The 17773-nt window shown below is 68.2% G+C and carries 17 protein-coding genes; 12 read left to right on the plus strand and 5 right to left on the minus strand.

Annotated features, from left to right (window positions below):
- Positions 1-11 precede the first annotated feature (11 nt).
- From G6032_RS04160 to G6032_RS04190, 7 genes are all read left to right on the plus strand, one after another.
- On the plus strand, positions 12-848 hold the full coding sequence (locus tag G6032_RS04160; protein WP_165280866.1) for a DUF692 domain-containing protein: 837 nt from the start codon (positions 12-14) through the stop codon (positions 846-848).
- Positions 841-1620, plus strand: coding sequence for a putative DNA-binding domain-containing protein (locus G6032_RS04165; RefSeq protein ID WP_346763752.1), 780 nt, complete (start codon positions 841-843; stop codon positions 1618-1620). The genes G6032_RS04160 and G6032_RS04165 overlap by 8 nt, the downstream gene beginning before the upstream one ends.
- Positions 1617-2450 (plus strand): ion transporter, encoded by an 834-nt coding sequence (locus G6032_RS04170; protein ID WP_165280868.1) that lies wholly within the window; start codon positions 1617-1619, stop codon positions 2448-2450. Before G6032_RS04165 ends, G6032_RS04170 begins: the two co-directional genes overlap by 4 nt.
- A complete protein-coding gene (locus tag G6032_RS04175; RefSeq protein ID WP_206211786.1) occupies positions 2443-3453 on the plus strand; it encodes a hypothetical protein in 1011 nt (336 codons plus the stop codon). The genes G6032_RS04170 and G6032_RS04175 overlap by 8 nt, the downstream gene beginning before the upstream one ends.
- Before the next feature lie 108 nt (positions 3454-3561).
- Positions 3562-4560, plus strand: a complete 999-nt coding sequence (nadA, locus tag G6032_RS04180; RefSeq protein WP_206211787.1) for a quinolinate synthase NadA — start codon at positions 3562-3564, stop codon at positions 4558-4560.
- Positions 4561-4568: 8 nt separating this feature from the next.
- Positions 4569-6185: an L-aspartate oxidase gene (nadB, locus tag G6032_RS04185; protein ID WP_165280870.1), complete on the plus strand. Its 1617-nt coding sequence runs from the start codon at positions 4569-4571 to the stop codon at positions 6183-6185.
- 74 nt (positions 6186-6259) lie between these two features.
- Positions 6260-6763: a phosphate-starvation-inducible PsiE family protein gene (locus G6032_RS04190; RefSeq protein ID WP_165280871.1), complete on the plus strand. Its 504-nt coding sequence runs from the start codon at positions 6260-6262 to the stop codon at positions 6761-6763.
- On the opposite strand, the gene G6032_RS04195 is transcribed toward G6032_RS04190, so the two are convergent.
- Entirely contained in the window at positions 6717-7307 is a 591-nt protein-coding gene (locus G6032_RS04195; RefSeq protein ID WP_165280872.1) for a membrane-associated protein, read from the minus strand. The genes G6032_RS04190 and G6032_RS04195 overlap by 47 nt on opposite strands.
- Positions 7308-7441: 134 nt before the next feature.
- On the opposite strand from G6032_RS04195, the gene G6032_RS04200 reads away from it, so the two are divergent.
- The 4 genes from G6032_RS04200 to G6032_RS04215 all read left to right on the plus strand — a co-directional run bounded on the left by G6032_RS04200 (position 7442) and on the right by G6032_RS04215 (position 11973).
- On the plus strand, positions 7442-9547 hold the full coding sequence (locus G6032_RS04200) for a hypothetical protein (RefSeq protein ID WP_165280873.1): 2106 nt from the start codon (positions 7442-7444) through the stop codon (positions 9545-9547).
- Positions 9548-9623: 76 nt separating this feature from the next.
- Entirely contained in the window at positions 9624-10253 is a 630-nt protein-coding gene (locus G6032_RS04205) for a YdbL family protein (protein ID WP_165280874.1), read from the plus strand.
- A 21-nt stretch (positions 10254-10274) separates the two neighbouring features.
- Complete coding sequence (locus G6032_RS04210; protein ID WP_165280875.1) at positions 10275-10610, plus strand: hypothetical protein; 336 nt, start codon at positions 10275-10277, stop codon at positions 10608-10610.
- A 4-nt stretch (positions 10611-10614) separates the two neighbouring features.
- Positions 10615-11973, plus strand: coding sequence for an AarF/UbiB family protein (locus tag G6032_RS04215; protein ID WP_165280876.1), 1359 nt, complete (start codon positions 10615-10617; stop codon positions 11971-11973).
- Positions 11974-11983: 10 nt separating this feature from the next.
- Here the strand turns inward: G6032_RS04215 and G6032_RS04220 are convergent, their stop codons facing one another.
- The 4 genes from G6032_RS04220 to G6032_RS04235 form a co-directional block, all read right to left on the minus strand.
- Complete coding sequence (locus G6032_RS04220) at positions 11984-14146, minus strand: hypothetical protein (protein ID WP_165280877.1); 2163 nt, start codon at positions 14144-14146, stop codon at positions 11984-11986.
- Between the two features lie 5 nt (positions 14147-14151).
- Positions 14152-14667 (minus strand): cytochrome b/b6 domain-containing protein, encoded by a 516-nt coding sequence (locus G6032_RS04225; protein WP_165280878.1) that lies wholly within the window; start codon positions 14665-14667, stop codon positions 14152-14154.
- Positions 14668-14673: 6 nt separating this feature from the next.
- The gene (hemG, locus tag G6032_RS04230; RefSeq protein ID WP_165280879.1) at positions 14674-15225 is read right to left on the minus strand and encodes a menaquinone-dependent protoporphyrinogen IX dehydrogenase; all 552 of its coding nucleotides are present in this window, start codon (positions 15223-15225) and stop codon (positions 14674-14676) included.
- 85 nt (positions 15226-15310) lie between these two features.
- The gene (locus G6032_RS04235; protein WP_165280880.1) at positions 15311-16507 is read right to left on the minus strand and encodes an alanine--glyoxylate aminotransferase family protein; all 1197 of its coding nucleotides are present in this window, start codon (positions 16505-16507) and stop codon (positions 15311-15313) included.
- A 48-nt stretch (positions 16508-16555) separates the two neighbouring features.
- Between G6032_RS04235 and G6032_RS04240 the strand changes: the two genes are divergently transcribed.
- Positions 16556-17770: a serine hydrolase gene (locus tag G6032_RS04240; RefSeq protein WP_165280881.1), complete on the plus strand. Its 1215-nt coding sequence runs from the start codon at positions 16556-16558 to the stop codon at positions 17768-17770.
- The last annotated feature ends 3 nt before the right edge of the window (positions 17771-17773 follow it).

Genomic DNA, 17773 nt, shown 5'->3' on the forward strand with positions numbered 1-17773 from the left:
GCGGGACGCGCATGAACAAGCTGCAGGAATATCCGGTCGAAGGCGTCGGACTGGGCCTCAGGCGCAGCATGATGGACGAGCTCATGGCCGATCCGCCGTGGAACCTCGATTTCATGGAGGTGGCGCCGGAGAACTGGATCGGCGTGGGCGGCGCCCTGGGCCGTAAATTCTGCTGGTTCACGGACCGTTTTCCTTTCGTGGTGCACGGCCTCTCCCTGTCGCTCGGCGGTCCTGCGCCGCTGGACGAGTATTTCCTCGAGCGTGCCAGGGGATTCCTCGACGCGCACGGCGTGCGTTTCTACACGGAGCACCTGTCGTACACGGGAGACGAAGGCCACCTGTACGACCTCATGCCCATTCCCTTCACGGAGGAAGCGGTACGCCACGTGGCCGGCCGGATCCGTCGCGCTGCGGAAATCCTCGAGCGTCCGATCGCCGTGGAGAACGTGTCCTATTACGCCGCGCCAGGACAGGAAATGGCAGAGGCCGACTTCCTTCGCGCGGTGCTCGAAGAAGCCGATTGCGGATTGCTGCTCGACGTCAACAACGTGTATGTCAACGCCATCAACCACGGCTACGATCCCGAAGAGTTCCTGGCGGCGCTGCCCGGGGAGCGGGTCGTTTACCTGCACGTCGCCGGACATTACGTCGAGGCCGAGGATCTGCGCGTGGACACCCACGGCGCCGATGTCGCCGACCCGGTATGGGGACTGCTGGATCGGACCTATGCCAGGTTCGGCGTCATCCCGACCCTCCTCGAACGCGACTTCAATATTCCGCCGATGGCACAGCTCCAGCGCGAGCTCGACATCATCCGCGGCTTGCAGAAGCGGCATGCCGGTGGCTGACGGCGAAGCGCTGCGGCGACTGCAACACGCGTTCGCCGCGCACATTCGCGATCCCGAAGGGGCGCCCGCACCCGAGGGCATCGAGGACCGCCGCCTCGCCATTTACCGGGACCTGTTCTTCAACAACCTGCGCGACCTGCTCGGCCGCAGCTTCCCGGTGACCCGCAAGATTCTCGGCGAGGCGGCCTGGCAGCGCATGGTCCGCGACTGGCTGATCCGTCATCGCGCCCAGACCCCGCTGTTTCTCGAATTGCCGCAGGAATTTCTCGGCTACCTGGCTGAAGAGCGTACGCCGGCCCCGGACGATCCGCCTTTTCTCACCGAACTGGCACATTACGAATGGGTGGAACTGGCGCTCGCCATCGACGAGCGCGACATCGTCTCGCTCGACGTCGACGGGGACGGCGACCTGCTGGCGGGGATCCCCGTGCTGTCGCCCCTGGCCTGGTCCCTGGCCTACGAGTGGCCGGTCCACCGCCTGTCGCCCGATTACCAGCCGGCCGAACCGCCGGCCGAACCCACCCGGCTGCTCGTCTGGCGGGACCGGGTCGACAAGGTCGGCTTCATGGAGATCAATCTCGTGACTGCGCGCCTCGTCGAACTGCTTGCCGCGTCGGAGGAGGCCGCCCCGCGGACCGGGCGGGACTGCATGCTGCAAATCGCCGCCGAGCTCGGCCAGGCGGAGGCCGAGCCGATCGTGGCTGCAGGCGCCGAGGTGCTGCAGGACCTGCGTGCGCGCGACATCATCGTCGGCACGGCCATCGAACGATGACCGCCGTGCGCCACGAAGCGCGATCCGGTGATCTGCAGCGGCGCCTGTTCACCGTCATCTTCCGTTCCGACACGCCGGCCGGACAATTTTTCGACCTCGCGCTCATCGTCGCGATCCTGATCAGCGTCGCCACGGTCATGTTGACGACCGTCGATGCGATCAACGCCGAGTACGGCCGGATCCTCTATATCCTGGAATGGTTCTTCACGGTGCTGTTCAGCATCGAATACGGCTTGCGGCTGTACTGCGTGCGCGACCGCAAAGGCTATGCCACGAGTTTTCTCGGCGTCATCGACCTGCTGTCCGTGTTGCCGACCTACCTCGGCGTAATCTTTGCCGGCACCGCGCCGATGCTCGTCATCCGCATCCTGCGCGTGCTCCGCCTGTTCCGCATCATGCACATGCGCGAGTACGTCACCGAAGCGAATATCCTTGTTGAGGTTCTCAAGGCCAGCTGGCGCAAGACCCTGATTTTCGTCTATGCCGTAATCACGCTCGTGGCGATTTTCGGGACGCTGATGTACACCATCGAGGGCGAAGCCGGCGGCTTCCACAGCATCCCGGACAGCATGTACTGGGCGATCGTCACGCTCACCACCGTCGGCTACGGCGACATCGTCCCGGTCACACCACTGGGCAAGACCATCGCCTCCCTCATCATGATCACGGGTTACGGCATCATCGCCGTGCCGATGGGCATTTTCTTCGCCGAATTCTCGGAGCAGAGCCGCCGTCGTGCGCGCGGACGGCGCTGCCCGGCCTGCGGCGCCAGGGGGCACGATTCGGACGCGAACTATTGCAAGGCTTGTGCCGAGCCGCTCGATGAGTAAACGCAACGCTAACCGGGGCGCGAAGGCGGTCCCGGCCGCCGCCGCGGACACCGATACCCGGCGCATCGCCGTCGGCCTGAATGCCGTCATCATCGCCGTGCGGGATGACGAAGCGCGCGTGCTGACCGTGGCATCCCCGGAAGATGCCGACCCCCCTGCCCTGCCGTCCGGTCCCTTCGATCCGGCCCACGACCGCACGCTCGAACTCGGATTGCGCGCCTGGGTGCAACAACAGACCGGGCGCGAACTCGGCTATGTCGAACAGCTGTACACCTTCGGCGACGAAGGCCGCGACCCGCGGGAACGCGCCGGTGGCCCGCGCGTGTTGTCGATCGCCTATCTCGCCCTGGCGCAGGACCTGCCGGTGGTCGCCGCCGGCGGCGAATGGCTCAGCTGCTATCGCTTCCTGCCATGGGAAGACTGGCGCAGCGAGCGGCCGGCGGTGCTCGAAGACATCGCGGTGGCACTCGGCGACTGGAGCGAGAAACCCGGCACCGCAGCAGAACGGGAACGCCGCCGCCGGCGCATGGAAATCTGTTTCGGCCTCAGCGACGCCGGATGGGACGGCTACCGGGTGCTGGAACGCTACGAGCTGCTCTATGGTGCAGGCCTGACCCACGAATACTGGCTCGACCGGGGCCGCCGCCCGCCCCGGTCCGCCATGTTGTTCGGCCAGCCGATGGCCTACGACCATCGCCGCATTCTGGCCACGGGGCTCGCCCGTCTGCGCGGCAAGCTGCGCTATCGCCCGCTGGTGTTCGAACTGATCGAGGAGCAGTTCACTCTTGCCCAGCTGCAACGCGTAGTCGAGGCCCTCTCGGGCCTGCGCCTCCATAAGCAGAACTTCCGCCGGCTTGTCGAGAACGGCGGCCTGGTGGAAAAGACGGGCCAGGTCGACACGCACACCGGGGGTCGGCCCGCGGAGCTGTTCCGCTTCCGCCGCGAGGTGTTGCGCGAGCGTCGTGCCCCCGGGGTGGGGGCGTTGACTCCGTTGAAGTTCTAGCCGCCTGGCGAGCGCTGGACAAGCGTTATGCTCAGGCGTAGCATAACCCCCAGGCCGACAACAGGCCTTTTTTTGACGCCTTGTATTGCTCACATTGAGTATAAGCCTATGACAGCACAACTCCACTACACGCCCGAGATCGCCCGCCAGACCCGGCCGATCTACGAGAGCCTCCGGCATGTCATTCCGGAGGTCGAATGGGGCGTGCACGCGCCGTACATCGCCGCCATCAACAAGCTCAAGCGCGAGATGAATGCCGTGCTGCTGGTGCATAACTACCAGACGCCCGAGATCTTCCATGGCGTCGCCGATTACACGGGCGATTCGCTGGGCCTCGCCCGCCAGGCCGCAGAGACCGACGCGGACATCATCGTCCAGTGCGGCGTGCATTTCATGGCCGAGACGTCGAAGATTCTCTGTCCGGACAAGACCGTCCTGATCCCGGATCTCGAGGCCGGCTGCTCGCTGGCGGCGTCCATCACCGGCGCCGACGTGCGCCTGCTCAAGGAGCGCTTCCCGGGCGTCCCGGTGGTCACTTACGTCAACACGAGCGCCGATGTGAAGGCCGAGTCCGACATCTGCTGCACCTCCGGCAACGCGGTCCGGATCGTCGAATCGCTCGGCGTGGATCGCGTGATCTTCCTGCCGGACAACTACCTGGGGCGCTACGTCGCGGCCCAGACCGGCGTCGAACTCATCCTCTGGCACGGCACCTGCGAAGTCCACGAGCGCTTCACTGGCGCCGAACTGCGGGATTACCGCAAGCGCTGGGAGGGCATCCAGGTGATCGCCCATCCGGAATGCCCGCCCGACGTGCTGGAAGAGGCCGACTTCGTCGGTTCCACCAAGGGCATGATCGACTGGGTCGGCGACCATCGTCCGAACCGGGTCGTGATGATCACCGAGTGCTCGATGAGCGACAACGTCGCCGTCGAGTTTCCCGAGGTGGAATTCATCCGGCCCTGCAATCTCTGCCCGCACATGAAGCGCATCACCCTGCCGAACATCCTGCGCGCCCTGGAGACGCGGACACACGAAGTCCATGTCGCTCCCGAAACCGGGGCGCGGGCGCGCCGCGCCGTGGAAGCGATGCTGGCTGTCGCATGAACCGGGCCATGCATGCCGACGTCCTCGTCGTCGGCGCGGGCATCGCCGGCGCCAGCGTGGCGCTGCGCCTCGCCGAGGCCGGCCGGCGGGTGGCCGTGCTGTGCGCGACCCCGCTCGACACGTCGGCCAGCGCCCAGGCCCTCGGCGGCATCGCCGCCGCACTGGCCCCGGACGATTCGCCGGCGCTGCACCTCGAGGATACGCTGGGCGCAGGCGCCGGCCTGGTTCGCGAGGCTGCGGCTCGCATGACTGTCGAGGCCGCCCCCTCGGCCATCGCCTGGCTCGTCTCCCGGGGCGTCACCTTCGACCGGGCGCAGGACATGCTCGACCTGGCGCAGGAAGGCGGCCACCGCCGACGCCGCATCGTGCACGCGGCCGATGCCACGGGACGCGTCGTGATGGCCGCCCTGGCCGAGCGCCTTGCGACGCATCCGCGCGTCAGGCTGCTGCGCGACCACGTGGCGGCAGAACTCATCGTGGCGGTCTCCGCAAGCGGCCGCACGATCTGCAACGGGGCGCGCGTGTATGACGCGCAGGCCGGGCGGATCATCACGCTATCAGCCACCCATGTCGTGCTCGCGACGGGCGGGGCCTCGGGTGCCTTCGAGATCTCCACCAACAGCACGCGCCCCGTGGGCGACGGAATCGCGCTCGCCTGGCGGGCGGGCTGCCGCATCGCCAACATGGAGATGGTCCAGTTCCATCCCACCGCGTTGCGCCATCCGCAGTCGGACGGCTGGCTCGTGACCGAGGCCATCCGCGGCGACGGTGGCCAGCTGCGCCTGCCGAATGGCGAACGTTTCATGTTCCGCCATGATCCGCGCGGCGAACTCGCGCCACGCGACGTCGTGGCTCGCGCCATCCACGCCGAGATGCGTTCACATCGCCTGGACTCCGTCTGGCTCGACATCAGCCATCTCGACGCAACGCGGATCCGCACGCGCTTCCCCAATACCCTGGCGCATTGCGCCGCGCTCGGAATCGACATCACGCGCGCCCCGATGCCGGTGGCGCCGGCCGCACATTACACCTGCGGCGGCGTGGTGACCGGAGCCTCCGGAGACACTGATATCGCGGGCCTCTATGCCGTCGGCGAGGTCGCCTGGACCGGGCTGCACGGCGCCAATCGCCTGGCCAGTAATTCGTTGCTGGAAGGCCTGGTATTCGGCGCAGCCGCCGCGGCCGATATCCTCGCCACTCCGGCTTCCCCCGCGGGCCTGCCGGATACGTCGTTGACGGACACGCCGCAGCGCTTGCCGGCCAGGACACCGGCAGCGGCTCGCAGGGAAGCGCAACGACTCGCCGCAGGGATCCGCCGGATCCTCTCGCGGGAGGCCGGGATCGTGCGCAGCGACACGGGACTGGCCGGCGCGGTGGCCGGACTCGGCGAACTGCAGCACCGCGTCGAGACGCTCTGCGCACGCCATGCGCCGGATCGCCGCCTGCTGGCCCTGCGCAACCTCGCCTGCGTGGCCGGCCTGATCGCGCAGAGCGCTGCGTTACGCAAGGAAAGTCGGGGTGCGCATTTCAACACCGACCACCCGCACCGCCATCCCGAGGCGCTGGACATCGTCCTCCGTTCTCCCCGGGAGGCGATCGAAGGCCGCCGCCACGCCGTGGGCTGACACACTGCCGAAAGCCGCTTCTGTCCGCCGATTTGCGCTAGTCTCAGTGCTTTGAGCGGCGGGAGAACTTAGCGATGGGCGTGTTGGAAAGAGGCGAGCAGGCCGAACTGCAGGCGAAGAACATTGCGGAGCGCGTCGGCGACCGGCTCGTGGAGGCATTTCATGTGCTTGCGCTGTTCATCATCGGCGCGGCGATCTTCTGGTCCGCGCTGTCGTTTCTGCTGGAGATGATTGCCGCCGGGGAGGCGACGCTGCATGACATCCTGCTGCTGTTCATCTACCTGGAACTCGGCGCGATGGTCGGCATTTATTTCCGCACCGACGAGTTGCCGGTCGAGTTCCTGCTCTACATCACGATCACGGTGATGACCCGGAAGCTGATCAGCGCAGAGGACCTGAGCGAGATGCGCATCCTGGTGACGACTGGCGCCGTGCTGATCCTGGCCGTGGCCGTTTTGCTGCTGCGCTATGGCGCGCACCGCTTCCCGAGCGTCAACCCCGCACGCCGCCCGGTTGACGTGGATGCCGAGATCACCCCGTCGGGAAGAGCCACCCCAGCAACCAGTGGCTCGGAATGAACACGAAGGCCACGAGCCCGACGTATTGCAACCCGAGGTAGAGAGGCCGGGGCAGCCGTTCCTGCACCCGTCCGAGGCCGTAGACCCAGTTGATGTTTTTCCCGGGCGAACTGAACACGAAGCTCAGCACCAGCACCAGCCCGCCCGCCGCCACCGTGACGGCCAGCGACATCGCCGGATACCCATAGGCTGCGACCAGCCACAGGAGCACCAGCGGCAGCGGAACATGGAACAGGGAGACGCTCCGCAGCCAGAGCGGGATCGTCGGGTCGAACATGTACTCCGTCAGGCCCGTGATCCGACGGCGCAGGATCAGGCGCAAAACGTAATCGACGTTCCACAGGACTTCGGGCAGCAGCACCATGCAGGCCAGTACGCCCGCTGCCAGGGGACTCTCCAGCCACATGGCCGGCGCCGCGCCGATGAACGCGATATCGGAGAACCAGAGGAAATTGGCCGGGCCGTACCGACGCCAGTAGATTACGACGAAGGCCAGCACGGCGAGCGTGTAGACGATCTTGAACCATTCCGGGATGACGGACATGCCTGGATCCTTCGCTGGCGAGTTGGCGAGCTGTCTAGCGTGCCAAGCTAACATCCGCGAAGGCCGTTGGCACCCGGCGCAGGGGTTTCCGGGTACTGGCTATACTGGAAGGGAACACCACGAGGGAGTGCGGATTGCGCGGCTGGCGCTATCGGGCGGTCCCGGCGATCCGGTCATGGATCGTGGCGGGGCTGATGTGTGCGACGAGCGCCCCGGCGGCGGGCGATGCCGGCCTGCGGGTCGGCGTGGCCGCCATCGAGGGCGACGGATGGCGCGCCGGCGAGCTGCACATCGGCCTGCGGCGCGGCGCAGCCGGGCAGCTGTCCGCCGAGTTCACGGCCGGCTGGATCGACTTGCCGGCCCCGATCGGCCGGCTCATCGACATTCGCGGCGAGTGCCACGACCTCGTGCTCACCGAACAGCGGATCCACTGCGGCCGCCTGTCGCTCGACCCGGGGGACTGGCCCTTCGCGCTCACGGGCCGGCTCGGTTACGCGCGCCACTCCGCCGCCCTCGACTGGCGCCTCGAGACGGCCGATGGCGAGGCCGGCCGCATGGCGGTCTCCGGACAGTTCTCGGCGGCCGGCTGGCGCGTGCGCCTCGAGGGCCACGACTGGCCGCTGACTCGTTTCGCGCCGGTGGCGGAGCAGCTGGGCCAGGCATGGCCGCCGCTGGACGGCGGGGTGTCGTTCTCCGTCGTCGCCGAGGGTGATGCCGCCGCGCGGCCCGCCGGCGCCGTCGCACCCTTGCCCTCCCTGGTCTTTCGCCTGTCGGGGGCGGGCCTCGGCGGCGCGAATGCCGCCGGCACCCTGGCTGCTGCGGGACTCGACGTCGAATTGCGCGGCTCCGCATGGCCCGAGAACGACGGGCTCGCCTTCGATGCCCGTGGCGCCGTCACCGCCGGGGAGTTCTACGCCGAACCGCTGTACGCCGAGCTCGCCACCCATTCCCTGCAAGCCTCCCTGCGCGGCACCGCCACCGATGAGCGGGTGACCATCGACACGCTGGTCGTCGAACAGGACGAGGTACTGCATGCGTCCGCCGAGGCCGAGCTGCGGCGCAAGCCGGGAGCGGCCTGGCAGGTCCAGGCCGGTCGCCTGCACCTCGTGGAAGCGCGCCTGCCGGCCGCCTACGATATCGGCTTGCAGCCTTACCTGGCGACGACGCCGCTCGGCGACCTGGAGACCGCCGGGTTGTTGCGCGGCGAACTGACGATCACGGATCACGCGCTGGCGACCCTGGACCTCGAGCTGGTGGCGGTAGACCTCGATGACCGTGCCGCGCGGCTCGCCATCTACGACCTGTCCGGGACGCTGGCCTGGGCCCGCTCGGCGCCGGACGGCTCGCGCGGCGAAGGCGCGCTCGACCTGGAGTGGGAGGGTGGATTTCTCGCCGGGATACCCTTCGGCGCCGCCGAGGTCGGCCTCCGCGGCGGCGAGAACCGCTGGGCGCTGGCGTCCCCCGTCGCGATTCCGGTGCTGGGCGGTGCGCTGGAAATCGACACGTTCGAGATCGCGGACTGGCTGCACGGAGAACCTGGAATCCTGTTCGACGCGCGCCTGAGGCCAGTCGACATGCGCGCCCTTTCGCGCGTGCTCGACTGGCCGCCGTTGCCGGGCCAGCTGTCGGGCCACCTGCCCGGGTTGAGCTACCGCGACGGCAGCATGGCACTGGAGGGGGCGTTCAGGGCCGAGCTGTTCGGCGGCACGGCGGAGATTCGCGACTTGCGCGCGGAACGCATCTTCGCTTCACCGTCGCGACTGACGGCCGAAATCGAATTGCGCAACCTGGCGCTGGCCGAACTCACCGAAGTATTGTCCTTCGGCTCGATGACAGGACGTGTCGAGGGCCACGTGCACGGCCTGGAATTGATCGACTGGCGGCCGGTGGCTTTCGAGGCCCGGGTGCAGACGCCGCCGGGAGACCGGTCGCCCCGGCGCATCAGCCAGCGCGCCGTGGACAACATCGCCAGGCTCGGCGGTGGCGGCAGCGGCTTGTCGACCGGCTTTCTCGGCCTGTTCGAGGCGTTCTCCTACGACGCCTTTGCCCTCGGCTGTCGCCTCGAGGGCGACGTCTGCGAGATGTCGGGACTCGCGCCGCTCGAGAACGGCTACGTCATCCTGCGCGGCAGCGGCCTGCCCCGCATCGACGTCGTCGGCTTCGCGCGCCGGGTCAGCTGGCCCACCCTGGTGGAGCAGGTGGCCGCGATCATGGCTTCGGAAGGGCCGGAGGTGCGATGATCTCCCAATCACGGGCAAGGCGCGCGCATCGCGCGTATGCTTTGGCCGAAGCACGATTCAGCCAGGGAGACCGCCGATGCGCCGCCTGAGATTCAACGTATTGCTGGCTGCCGCGATTTTCACGGCCGCCTGCGTCACCATCAACGTCTATTTTCCAGCCGCCCAGGCCGAGAAAGCCGCCGACCGGATCATCTCCGATGTCTGGGGCCAGGATAGCGCGCCGCGCGATTCCGTGCCGCCCGATGAAGAGCCCCAGGGCCGCCTGCAGTCGCCCGACGGACCGTTCGCGCCCGTCACGATGATCCGCCTTGCGGCGACGGGCTTGCTCGACATCGTCGTACCCCGCGCCGAAGCCCAGGACATCGAGATCGAGACGCCGGAGATCCGCGCCCTGACCGGCTCGATGAGCGCGCGTCACCAGAAGCTCAAGCCGTATTACGAGGCGGGCGCCATCGGCCTCACCGCCGACGGCCTGCTGGCGATTCGCGATCGCAACCAGGTGCCGCTCGCCGAGCGCAACACCCTGCGCCAGCTGGTCGAGGCGGAAAACCGCGACCGCAATGACCTGTATCGCGCCATCGCCGAGGCCAATGACAAGCCGGAATGGGAAGACGACATCCGCGACACGTTCGCGCAGCGCTGGATCGACCGCGCCAGCGAAGGATGGTGGTACCGTACGGCGCCGGGCAACTGGCAACAGAAGTAACCCCCGAACAAGGACGTCGCCATGAACGATGTAATGCGCATGCTCGCGGCCTGGGCTTTGATTCACGAGACGGCCGACGAGGGATGGAAAGCGTCGGTCGGCCGGGGGCGCGAGCTTGCGCCGGGCGAACTGGACCAGGGCCCCGAGGCCTTCGTCGACGGGCTTGCGGCACTGGTCGCCGAGGAGAAGGAAAAGCTCAAGGCATCGCTCGCCAACCCGGATCACGATAGCGCCGGGTCGCGGGAGGACCTTGCCAGGCAGCTCGAGGCGATGCGTTTCGAGCTCGCCGAGTTGCGCGGGAGCATCGAATCGCTGCAGGCGTCGGTGGACGCCATCGCCGCCCGCTCCGGAAACTAGCGCCATGAGCGCACGGGGCCGTGCCATCGCCGCGGTCGTCCTGCGCCGTCTCATCGCCGCGGCCTGGCACACGCGCTGCGGCCTGCGGCGCGGACAGCGGCGGCGCCAGGCGGTCGCATTGCAACTGCGCCTCGCATGCGAAGAGCTGGGACCGACCTTCATCAAGCTGGGGCAACTCGCTTCGGTGCGTCCCGACGTCTTCGCGCCGGAAACCGTGTTTGAACTCGAGCGCCTGCGGGACCGGGTTCCGCCCGTGCCAATCGATGCGGTGCGCGCCATTCTGACGGCGGAATTCGGGGCGTCGCCCGATACGGTCTTCGCATCCTTCGACACCCAACCGATCGCGACCGCGTCCATCGCCCAGGTACATGCCGCCCGCCTGGCCAGGCCTTATCGCACGGTCGCGGGCGCCACGCTGGCGGCGGGCAGCCGCGTGGCGGTGAAGGTCGTGCGGCCCGGCATCGAGGCGACGATCGAAGCGGACCTCGCCGTGGCGCAGCGCTGGGCCCGCCGGCTCGAGAGAGTGTCCCGCATCGCGCGCCTGCGACCGGGCGCGTTGCTGGAGGAGTTTCGCCGCGCCCTGGCCAGCGAAGTCGATTTGCGCAACGAGGGACGCGTCGCCGACCGCTTCGCGCGCGACTTTGCCGACGACCCCTTGATCGCCGTGCCCAGGGTCGTGTGGCGGCACACGACCCGCCGCGTGCTGACGACGGAGTTCGCCGACGGCTGGACGCTGGACAAGCTGGATGACGCGCACCGCAGCGGCATCGACGCCAGGCGGCTGGCCGCGCACGGCGCGGAGGTCTTCATGCGCCAGGTCCTGGTGCACGGCCGCTACCACGCCGACCTGCACCCGGCCAACCTGATGGTCACGACCGACGGCCGCATCTGTTATCTCGATTTCGGCATCACGGGACGCACCACGCCGGCCCAGCGCATCGCCATCGCCCAGGTGCTGGCGGCGACGGTGTACGGCGACGCGGCCCGCGCCCTGCATTACTCCCGCCTCCTCGGCCTCGAGGTGACCGAGGAGCAGGCGCCTGCCGTCCACGACGCCGTCGCCGCGCTGATGCGCGAACACCTCGGCCGCGGGGAGCGCCCCGACATCCGCGGCTTCGCGCTCGGCTTCCTGGGCATGCTGGCCGATTTCCGGATCGCGATTCCGGCCGGCTACGGGCTGCTCATCAAGGCGCTGGTCACGGTCGAGGGCGTGGCGCAGGCGATCTATCCCGACATCGACATCGTCGACTCGGCGCGCCCGTTTGCGACCCGCCTCATCGCCGCGCAACTGGCGCGGCCCGAGCGCCTGCAGGAACGCGTGCCGGCCGCCGTGCGGGCCGCCCTTGCCGAACTGCTGGCCTGAAGCCGGCCTCCTAGTCGCCCGCCATGAAGCTGACGAATACGCCCTCGCGCCAGAGCACGATCGCCAGCACGACCAGCAGGACCAGGAACAGCACCGTCTTCCACGGCCGTTTCCTGTCCGCGTAAGGATCACGCAGGGATCGCGTGGCGCCGCTCGGCAGGCGTGCCACCCCCGTCAACGCGCCGCCGAAGGGCACGTTGATCCGCGCCCGGGCATTCATCGCCCAGCCGTTGGCATCCAGCAACGGGCCGAGATTGCGGCGCCGCAGCGTCATGTAGGCCAGCAGCATCGACGGCCCCGAAATCACCAGGATCACCACGACCGCGACGAGCGGCAGCTGCCACCAGGCCAGGGTGAACAGCCCGGCGATCGCCGCGGCCAGCGCCGTGCCGATCGCGCCCACCGCGAGCCCGATGGCGGCAAAGATACCGGCGAACTTGGCGATGTCGAAAGGCGGCGCCGCCGGCGCCTTGCCCCCGGCCGTGGCCGTCGCCGCGCTGCCCAGGCCGCTCGTGCCCTTGCTTTCGATATCCTTGTCGCGCGCCGCCGCGAACTTGCGCAACTGGGTCTCGACGAACGTGCCGATGCGCCGGTACGGCGACCAGAATGCCTGGCGGATGCTGACCGGCTGTTCCACGACCTTGGTCACCGTCGCTTTCCAGTCCCGGCCTGCCCGGTCGTAAAACACGCCGTTGCGGCCCGGCACCATCAACTCGTCGACCTCGCCCCCCGTGAGAGCCGCGACGATGATCATCGGAGCCGCATCTGTGCGCACGCAATTGCAGTAGACGAGATAACAGCCACTGAAAGGCGCCAGCGAGACATGCTTCGCCATGTCGTTGACCTGCATGACCAGTTCGCAGCTGCGCTGGTCGAGGTAGAGCGTCCCCGCCTGGAACATGGCCTTGCGCTCGCCGCCGTAGAAGTCGCTCAGGGTGACGAAATTTCGCAGCAACGTGACGAGATCGCGCTGGTACCGCACCAGGCGCTCGACCGTGTCGATGTTCGCCGCCGAAGCCTCGGCCTCCGTATCGCGCGTGAGCAATGCCCCGAGCCGCTCCGCGGCATCGCCCTCCACCACCTGCTCGAGAACCGCGGCGTCCACATCGTGGACGGGACCCTCGGGTCGCTCGGCCATCCAGGCGCGAAACGCCGCGAACCTGGCGACCAGCTCGATCCAATCCGGCTCCGACAACGTCTCGCGAGTGCCCATCAAGGGCTCCACGACCTCGTCGTGCAGCTGCGCGATACGTTCCGCCCAGGCCGGATTGAGGTTGTCCGCGAGCGGCAGCGGCCGACCGGCGCCGATTTCCGCGAGCGGCAGGGCCGCCACTTCCTCGTCCCCGCGGTCGATCGCGCGGTTGCCGAGCGCGGCATAGACCGTCACCGGGGGATTCAGCATCTCCGCCGCGCGCTCGTCGTAGGCCGCGAGGCGGCAGCGCGCGAAGTAGTCATCGACCTTCGCCGCCACGGCATCCAGCACGGCAGCCGCGCTCGCGGTGTTTTCGCCGAGCGGCAGCACCAGGTCCGCGGACTCGGCGCTCTTGCGGCGCCACTGCAGCACGTCCGCGGCCTGGGCCGCGAAGGCGTCCAGCGTCTCGGCCGTGATCCCGGGTTCGCCGCTGCGGTCAGGCACGCCACCCTGGGTCGCGATGACGCTCTCGATCACCGCCTTGAGCGACTCGTCCGGCGCGAGGGCGGCCGGCACGACGCCGTCGCCGTTGAGCTGGTCGGCGGCGAACAGGCGTGTCATGTCGGCGAAATCATCGACCGCGAGGCGCCCCGTCTCCGCCTTGTCGAGGTACGCCGCGATCTTGTTGGCAGCCGCCCGGGCCACGGCCCCCTCGGCATGGCTGTCGTCGATGGCCGCCAGCGGCAGTTCGCCGTCCTCGAAAAGGATCTGCGGATCCTTGAGCATGGCGCAGGCCCAGTTCACAGCGGCGAGGATCTCGGGAACCCGGATCTGCCCGTCGCCGTCGCTGTCGAGAATCGCGAGGGTGCGCGTATCGAATTCCAGTCCGCCGACCGGGCAGCTGAGGGCGGTCCACAGCTTAGGATCGAGTTCCCCGAGGTGCCGCAGATCGTCGGCCGTCTCGATCGCGACCTGGTCGAAGCCCCCATAGCGGAAGAAGCGCCAGCGATGCGTGCCACCGGCGTTGTTATTGTCAGTCATTCGATTCACTCCCTGATGAATTCGAGCAGGTGCAGCGAGGCCGCAACGATGTGCAGTACGTAGCATACGATCATCAGCTGAGCGGCGGCGATATGGTAGCGGCGCCAGTGCACGGCCTCGGCGCTACCCTCGAACAGCAGCCAACCCGCGCCCGTCAGGGCAGCGGCCAACAGCGAAACCAGCAGCAGTCCCTTGATCGTCCCGAACAGGCCGCTGCCCTCGGAACTGGGAATCCGCCCGCGGAACAGCCCCCGCACATCGCGGCCGATCGGGCTGAAGTTGCCTGTCAGCCAAGGGAAATAATGGCGCCACCGGCCGAGTTGCAGGCAGGACACCATGAAGGTCACGGCCAGCACCAGGACGATAAGCCCGACCACGATGTGCGCGTAATCGAGGAATCCGGCGTTACGCGGAATCCGGCGCAGCATGTGCACCCAGGGGCTGGTGAGAATCAGCCAGGCCGACAACACGGCGACCAGCAGGTGCTGGCTCGCCGCAAGTCTGCCGAACAGGCCGGACACCCGACCTCAGCCCGAGGGACCGCCGGCCCCGCCGGCCAGTTCGCCGAAGCGCGTGGCAAAGCGGGCGACCTCGTCCCAGTCCGTGTACTCGTCCTTGGTGGCGGGATCGGTCGGGCCTTTCGTGATCCACATGATGAAGCGGATGACGTTGCGATCGAAAGCGCTATAGCGCTGGTAGTCCAGGTCGCCGCCGAACACGCCGAGCAGGCGCGGCTGCCACGGGCTCTTGGCAACGAAGGCCTTGGTGTAGGGATTCGTTTCCGGGGTGTTCTTTTCCGGTTTGCGCGCCACGAGGTTCACGGAGAAAAAACCGCTCGGCTTCTCGTCGAGAACTTCCCGGTGCTGCTCGATGAACCGGAGGATCTTCGGGTTGTGCTTGCCGTTGCGGATGCTGGCCCCGATCAACACGGCGTCGTAGCCGCGCGGATCCACAGGGGGCCCGGACACGGGCTTGAGATCGACGCCGTGGCCCTGGTTCTCCAGCACGGCCTGGATACGCTTGCTGATCCGCTCGGCATGCCCGTAGACGCTGGAATACAGCAACAGGATGTCAGCCATGGAACACACTCCCCGAGAGCACTGTTGCCGCGCGCCAGTTTACCGGAACAGCCGGCATTTCTCCCCCGTATGTTCCGCAGAAAGCTCAGGCTGCCGCGTCATCCAGCAGAGCGGACACCGCCGCGTTCCCGGCATCCGGCGCCACGCCGTCCACGCCCGCCAATGCCACGCCGAGCGCGTGAACACACAGGCGCACGTTCTCGGGCCGCGCGGCATGCCCCATCAGCCCGATGCGCCACGCCTTGCCCGCCAGGGCGCCGAGTCCGCCGCCGATCTCCAGGTCGAACTCGGCCAACAGGCGCTGGCGCACCGCGGCCTCGTCCACCCCGGCGGGCACGCGCACGGCATTGAGCTGCGGCAGGCGCCAGGGTGCGGCCACGATGAACTCGAGTCCCATGGCCTCGAGCCCCGCGCGCAGCGCATCGTGCATCCGCCGATGCCGCGCCCAGCTCGCTTCCAGGCCCTCCTCGGCCAGCATTACGAGCGACTCGTGCAGCCCGTAGAGCGCGTTGATCGGCGCGGTGTGGTGATACGCGCGTTTCGGCGTCGTATCGCCGCCGCCCCAGTAGCCCATCACCAGGTTGAGATCGAGAAACCAGCTCTGCACCGGGTGAAGCCGGCTGCTGATGTGCTTGACGGCCCGGGGGGAAAAGCTGACCGGCGACAGCCCCGGCGTGCAGGACAGGCACTTCTGTGAGCCCGAGTACACGGCATCCACGCCCCAGGCGTCGATCTCCACCGGGATGCCGCCCAGCGACGTGACCGCGTCCATGATCACCAGGCACCCGTGCTCACGGGCGAGGCGGCACAGGGTCTCGGCATCGGAGCGCGCCCCCGTCGAGGTCTCGGCATGCACGAAAGCCAGCACGCTCGCTTCGGGATGTTCCGTCAGGGCCAGCAACACCTTGTCCGGATCCACGGGGTCGCCCCATGCGTCCTCTACGACCACCGCCGTCGCACCGCAGCGCTCCACGTTTTCCTTCATGCGCCCGCCGAACACGCCGTTGATGCAAACGATCACCGTGTCGCCCGGCTCGACCAGGTTGACGAAGGCCGCCTCCATACCGGCGGAGCCTGGCCCGGAAATCGGGATCGTCAACGGATTGGTGGTGCGGAAGGCGTACTGCAGCAGCTGCTTGAGTTCGTCCATCATCGCGACGAACTGCGGGTCGAGGTGGCCGATGGTCGGCCGGCCCAACGCTTCGAGCACCCGCGGATGCACGTCGGACGGCCCGGGGCCCATGAGGGTTCGCTGCGGCGGCGTGAAGGAATTGAACTTCATCCTGCTTGGGCTCCATCGTTCGGCTAATCAGCCATTATAATGCCCGCCATGAAACAGCGTACTCCCGTCGCCGCCATGCTCGCGGCTTGTGTCCTCCTCGCGCTCCCCGCCGCGGCCGACGACGCCGCGATGCCCGGTACGCTGGAGCCCGTCAGCACGCGCGGCACCGCGGTCTTCAACTGGGACCTCGAACAGAAACGTGACGGCTTCCGCCGCATGGAGGCGCTGTTCCCCGCCAGCACCGTCGCCGCTGCGTCGACGCCCCGGGCGCTGCCCGCCGGCCCGCCGCTCGCGGCCTTCGAACCGGGCGGATCGCTGGCCGCAGAACTGGAGGCCTTCCTGGCGCAGCAACACGTCGCCGGGCTGCTGGTCCTGCACGGCGGCAAGCTCCGCCTCGAGCGCTACGCGCTCGGTCATTCGCCGGCCGACCGCTGGACGTCGTTCTCAGTGGCGAAGAGCATCACCTCCACGCTGGTCGGCGCGGCGATCCGCGACGGCTACATCGGCTCGCTGGACGACGACGTCACCGACTATATCGAGACGCTGCAGGGCTCCGCCTACGACGGCGTGACCGTCCGCCAGCTCATGACCATGACCTCCGGGGTCGCCTTCGACGAGGACTACAGCGATCCCGAATCCGACATCATGAAGCTCTATGGTGCCCCGCCGCCAAGCGACATGGATGCGACCGTCGCCTTCATGCGCGACATGGAGCGCGAGGCCGAGCCCGGCACCCTGTGGCGCTACAAGACGCCCGAGACCAACCTCGCGGGCGTGCTGGTGATGAACGCCACCGGCCGCTCGCTGTCGGCCTACCTGGCCGAAGAGATCTGGCGACCCTACGGCATGGAACTCGACGCGACCTGGCTGATCGACGACATCGGCAACGAACAGGGCGGCTGTTGCCTCCAGGTCGGGCTGCGGGACTACGCGCGCTTCGGCCAGTTCATCCTCGAAGGCGGCGTGATCGACGGCGAACCGGTGCTGCCGGAGGGCTGGCTGGAACTCGCGACGAGCTCCCAGGCCGACACCGGCTTCCCCGGCGGCTACGGCTTCCAGTGGTGGCCGCTCGGCGACGGCACCTTCCAGGCGCGCGGCATCTTCGGCCAGCTCATCCATATCGACCCCGCGCGCGAGCTCGTGGTGGTGATCTCCGCCGCGTGGCCGGAGGCGAACGAACAGGAACGCCGCATGGCGCAGATCCGGTTCGTCGGGCAGATCGCCGCGGCCATCGATGCGGACGCCGAGCGGCAGACGCACTGAGCC

This window comes from Wenzhouxiangella sp. XN24 (assembly GCF_011064545.1).
Classification (GTDB): Bacteria; Pseudomonadota; Gammaproteobacteria; order Steroidobacterales; family XN24; genus XN24.

What these genes read in the sequence shown, in the direction of transcription:
- G6032_RS04175 (WP_206211786.1), top strand. Translation starts at nt 2,443, where the DNA reads ATGAGTAAACGCAACGCTAACCGGGGCGCGAAGGCGGTCCCGGCCGCC.
- hemG (WP_165280879.1), bottom strand. Translation starts at nt 15,225, where the DNA reads ATGGCTGACATCCTGTTGCTGTATTCCAGCGTCTACGGGCATGCCGAG.
- G6032_RS04220 (WP_165280877.1), bottom strand. Translation starts at nt 14,146, where the DNA reads ATGACTGACAATAACAACGCCGGTGGCACGCATCGCTGGCGCTTCTTC.
- nadA (WP_206211787.1), top strand. Translation starts at nt 3,562, where the DNA reads ATGACAGCACAACTCCACTACACGCCCGAGATCGCCCGCCAGACCCGG.
- G6032_RS04215 (WP_165280876.1), top strand. Translation starts at nt 10,615, where the DNA reads ATGAGCGCACGGGGCCGTGCCATCGCCGCGGTCGTCCTGCGCCGTCTC.
- G6032_RS04205 (WP_165280874.1), top strand. Translation starts at nt 9,624, where the DNA reads ATGCGCCGCCTGAGATTCAACGTATTGCTGGCTGCCGCGATTTTCACG.
- G6032_RS04170 (WP_165280868.1), top strand. Translation starts at nt 1,617, where the DNA reads ATGACCGCCGTGCGCCACGAAGCGCGATCCGGTGATCTGCAGCGGCGC.
- G6032_RS04190 (WP_165280871.1), top strand. Translation starts at nt 6,260, where the DNA reads ATGGGCGTGTTGGAAAGAGGCGAGCAGGCCGAACTGCAGGCGAAGAAC.
- G6032_RS04210 (WP_165280875.1), top strand. Translation starts at nt 10,275, where the DNA reads ATGAACGATGTAATGCGCATGCTCGCGGCCTGGGCTTTGATTCACGAG.
- nadB (WP_165280870.1), top strand. Translation starts at nt 4,569, where the DNA reads ATGCATGCCGACGTCCTCGTCGTCGGCGCGGGCATCGCCGGCGCCAGC.
- G6032_RS04240 (WP_165280881.1), top strand. Translation starts at nt 16,556, where the DNA reads ATGAAACAGCGTACTCCCGTCGCCGCCATGCTCGCGGCTTGTGTCCTC.
- G6032_RS04235 (WP_165280880.1), bottom strand. Translation starts at nt 16,507, where the DNA reads ATGAAGTTCAATTCCTTCACGCCGCCGCAGCGAACCCTCATGGGCCCC.
- G6032_RS04195 (WP_165280872.1), bottom strand. Translation starts at nt 7,307, where the DNA reads ATGTCCGTCATCCCGGAATGGTTCAAGATCGTCTACACGCTCGCCGTG.
- G6032_RS04160 (WP_165280866.1), top strand. Translation starts at nt 12, where the DNA reads ATGAACAAGCTGCAGGAATATCCGGTCGAAGGCGTCGGACTGGGCCTC.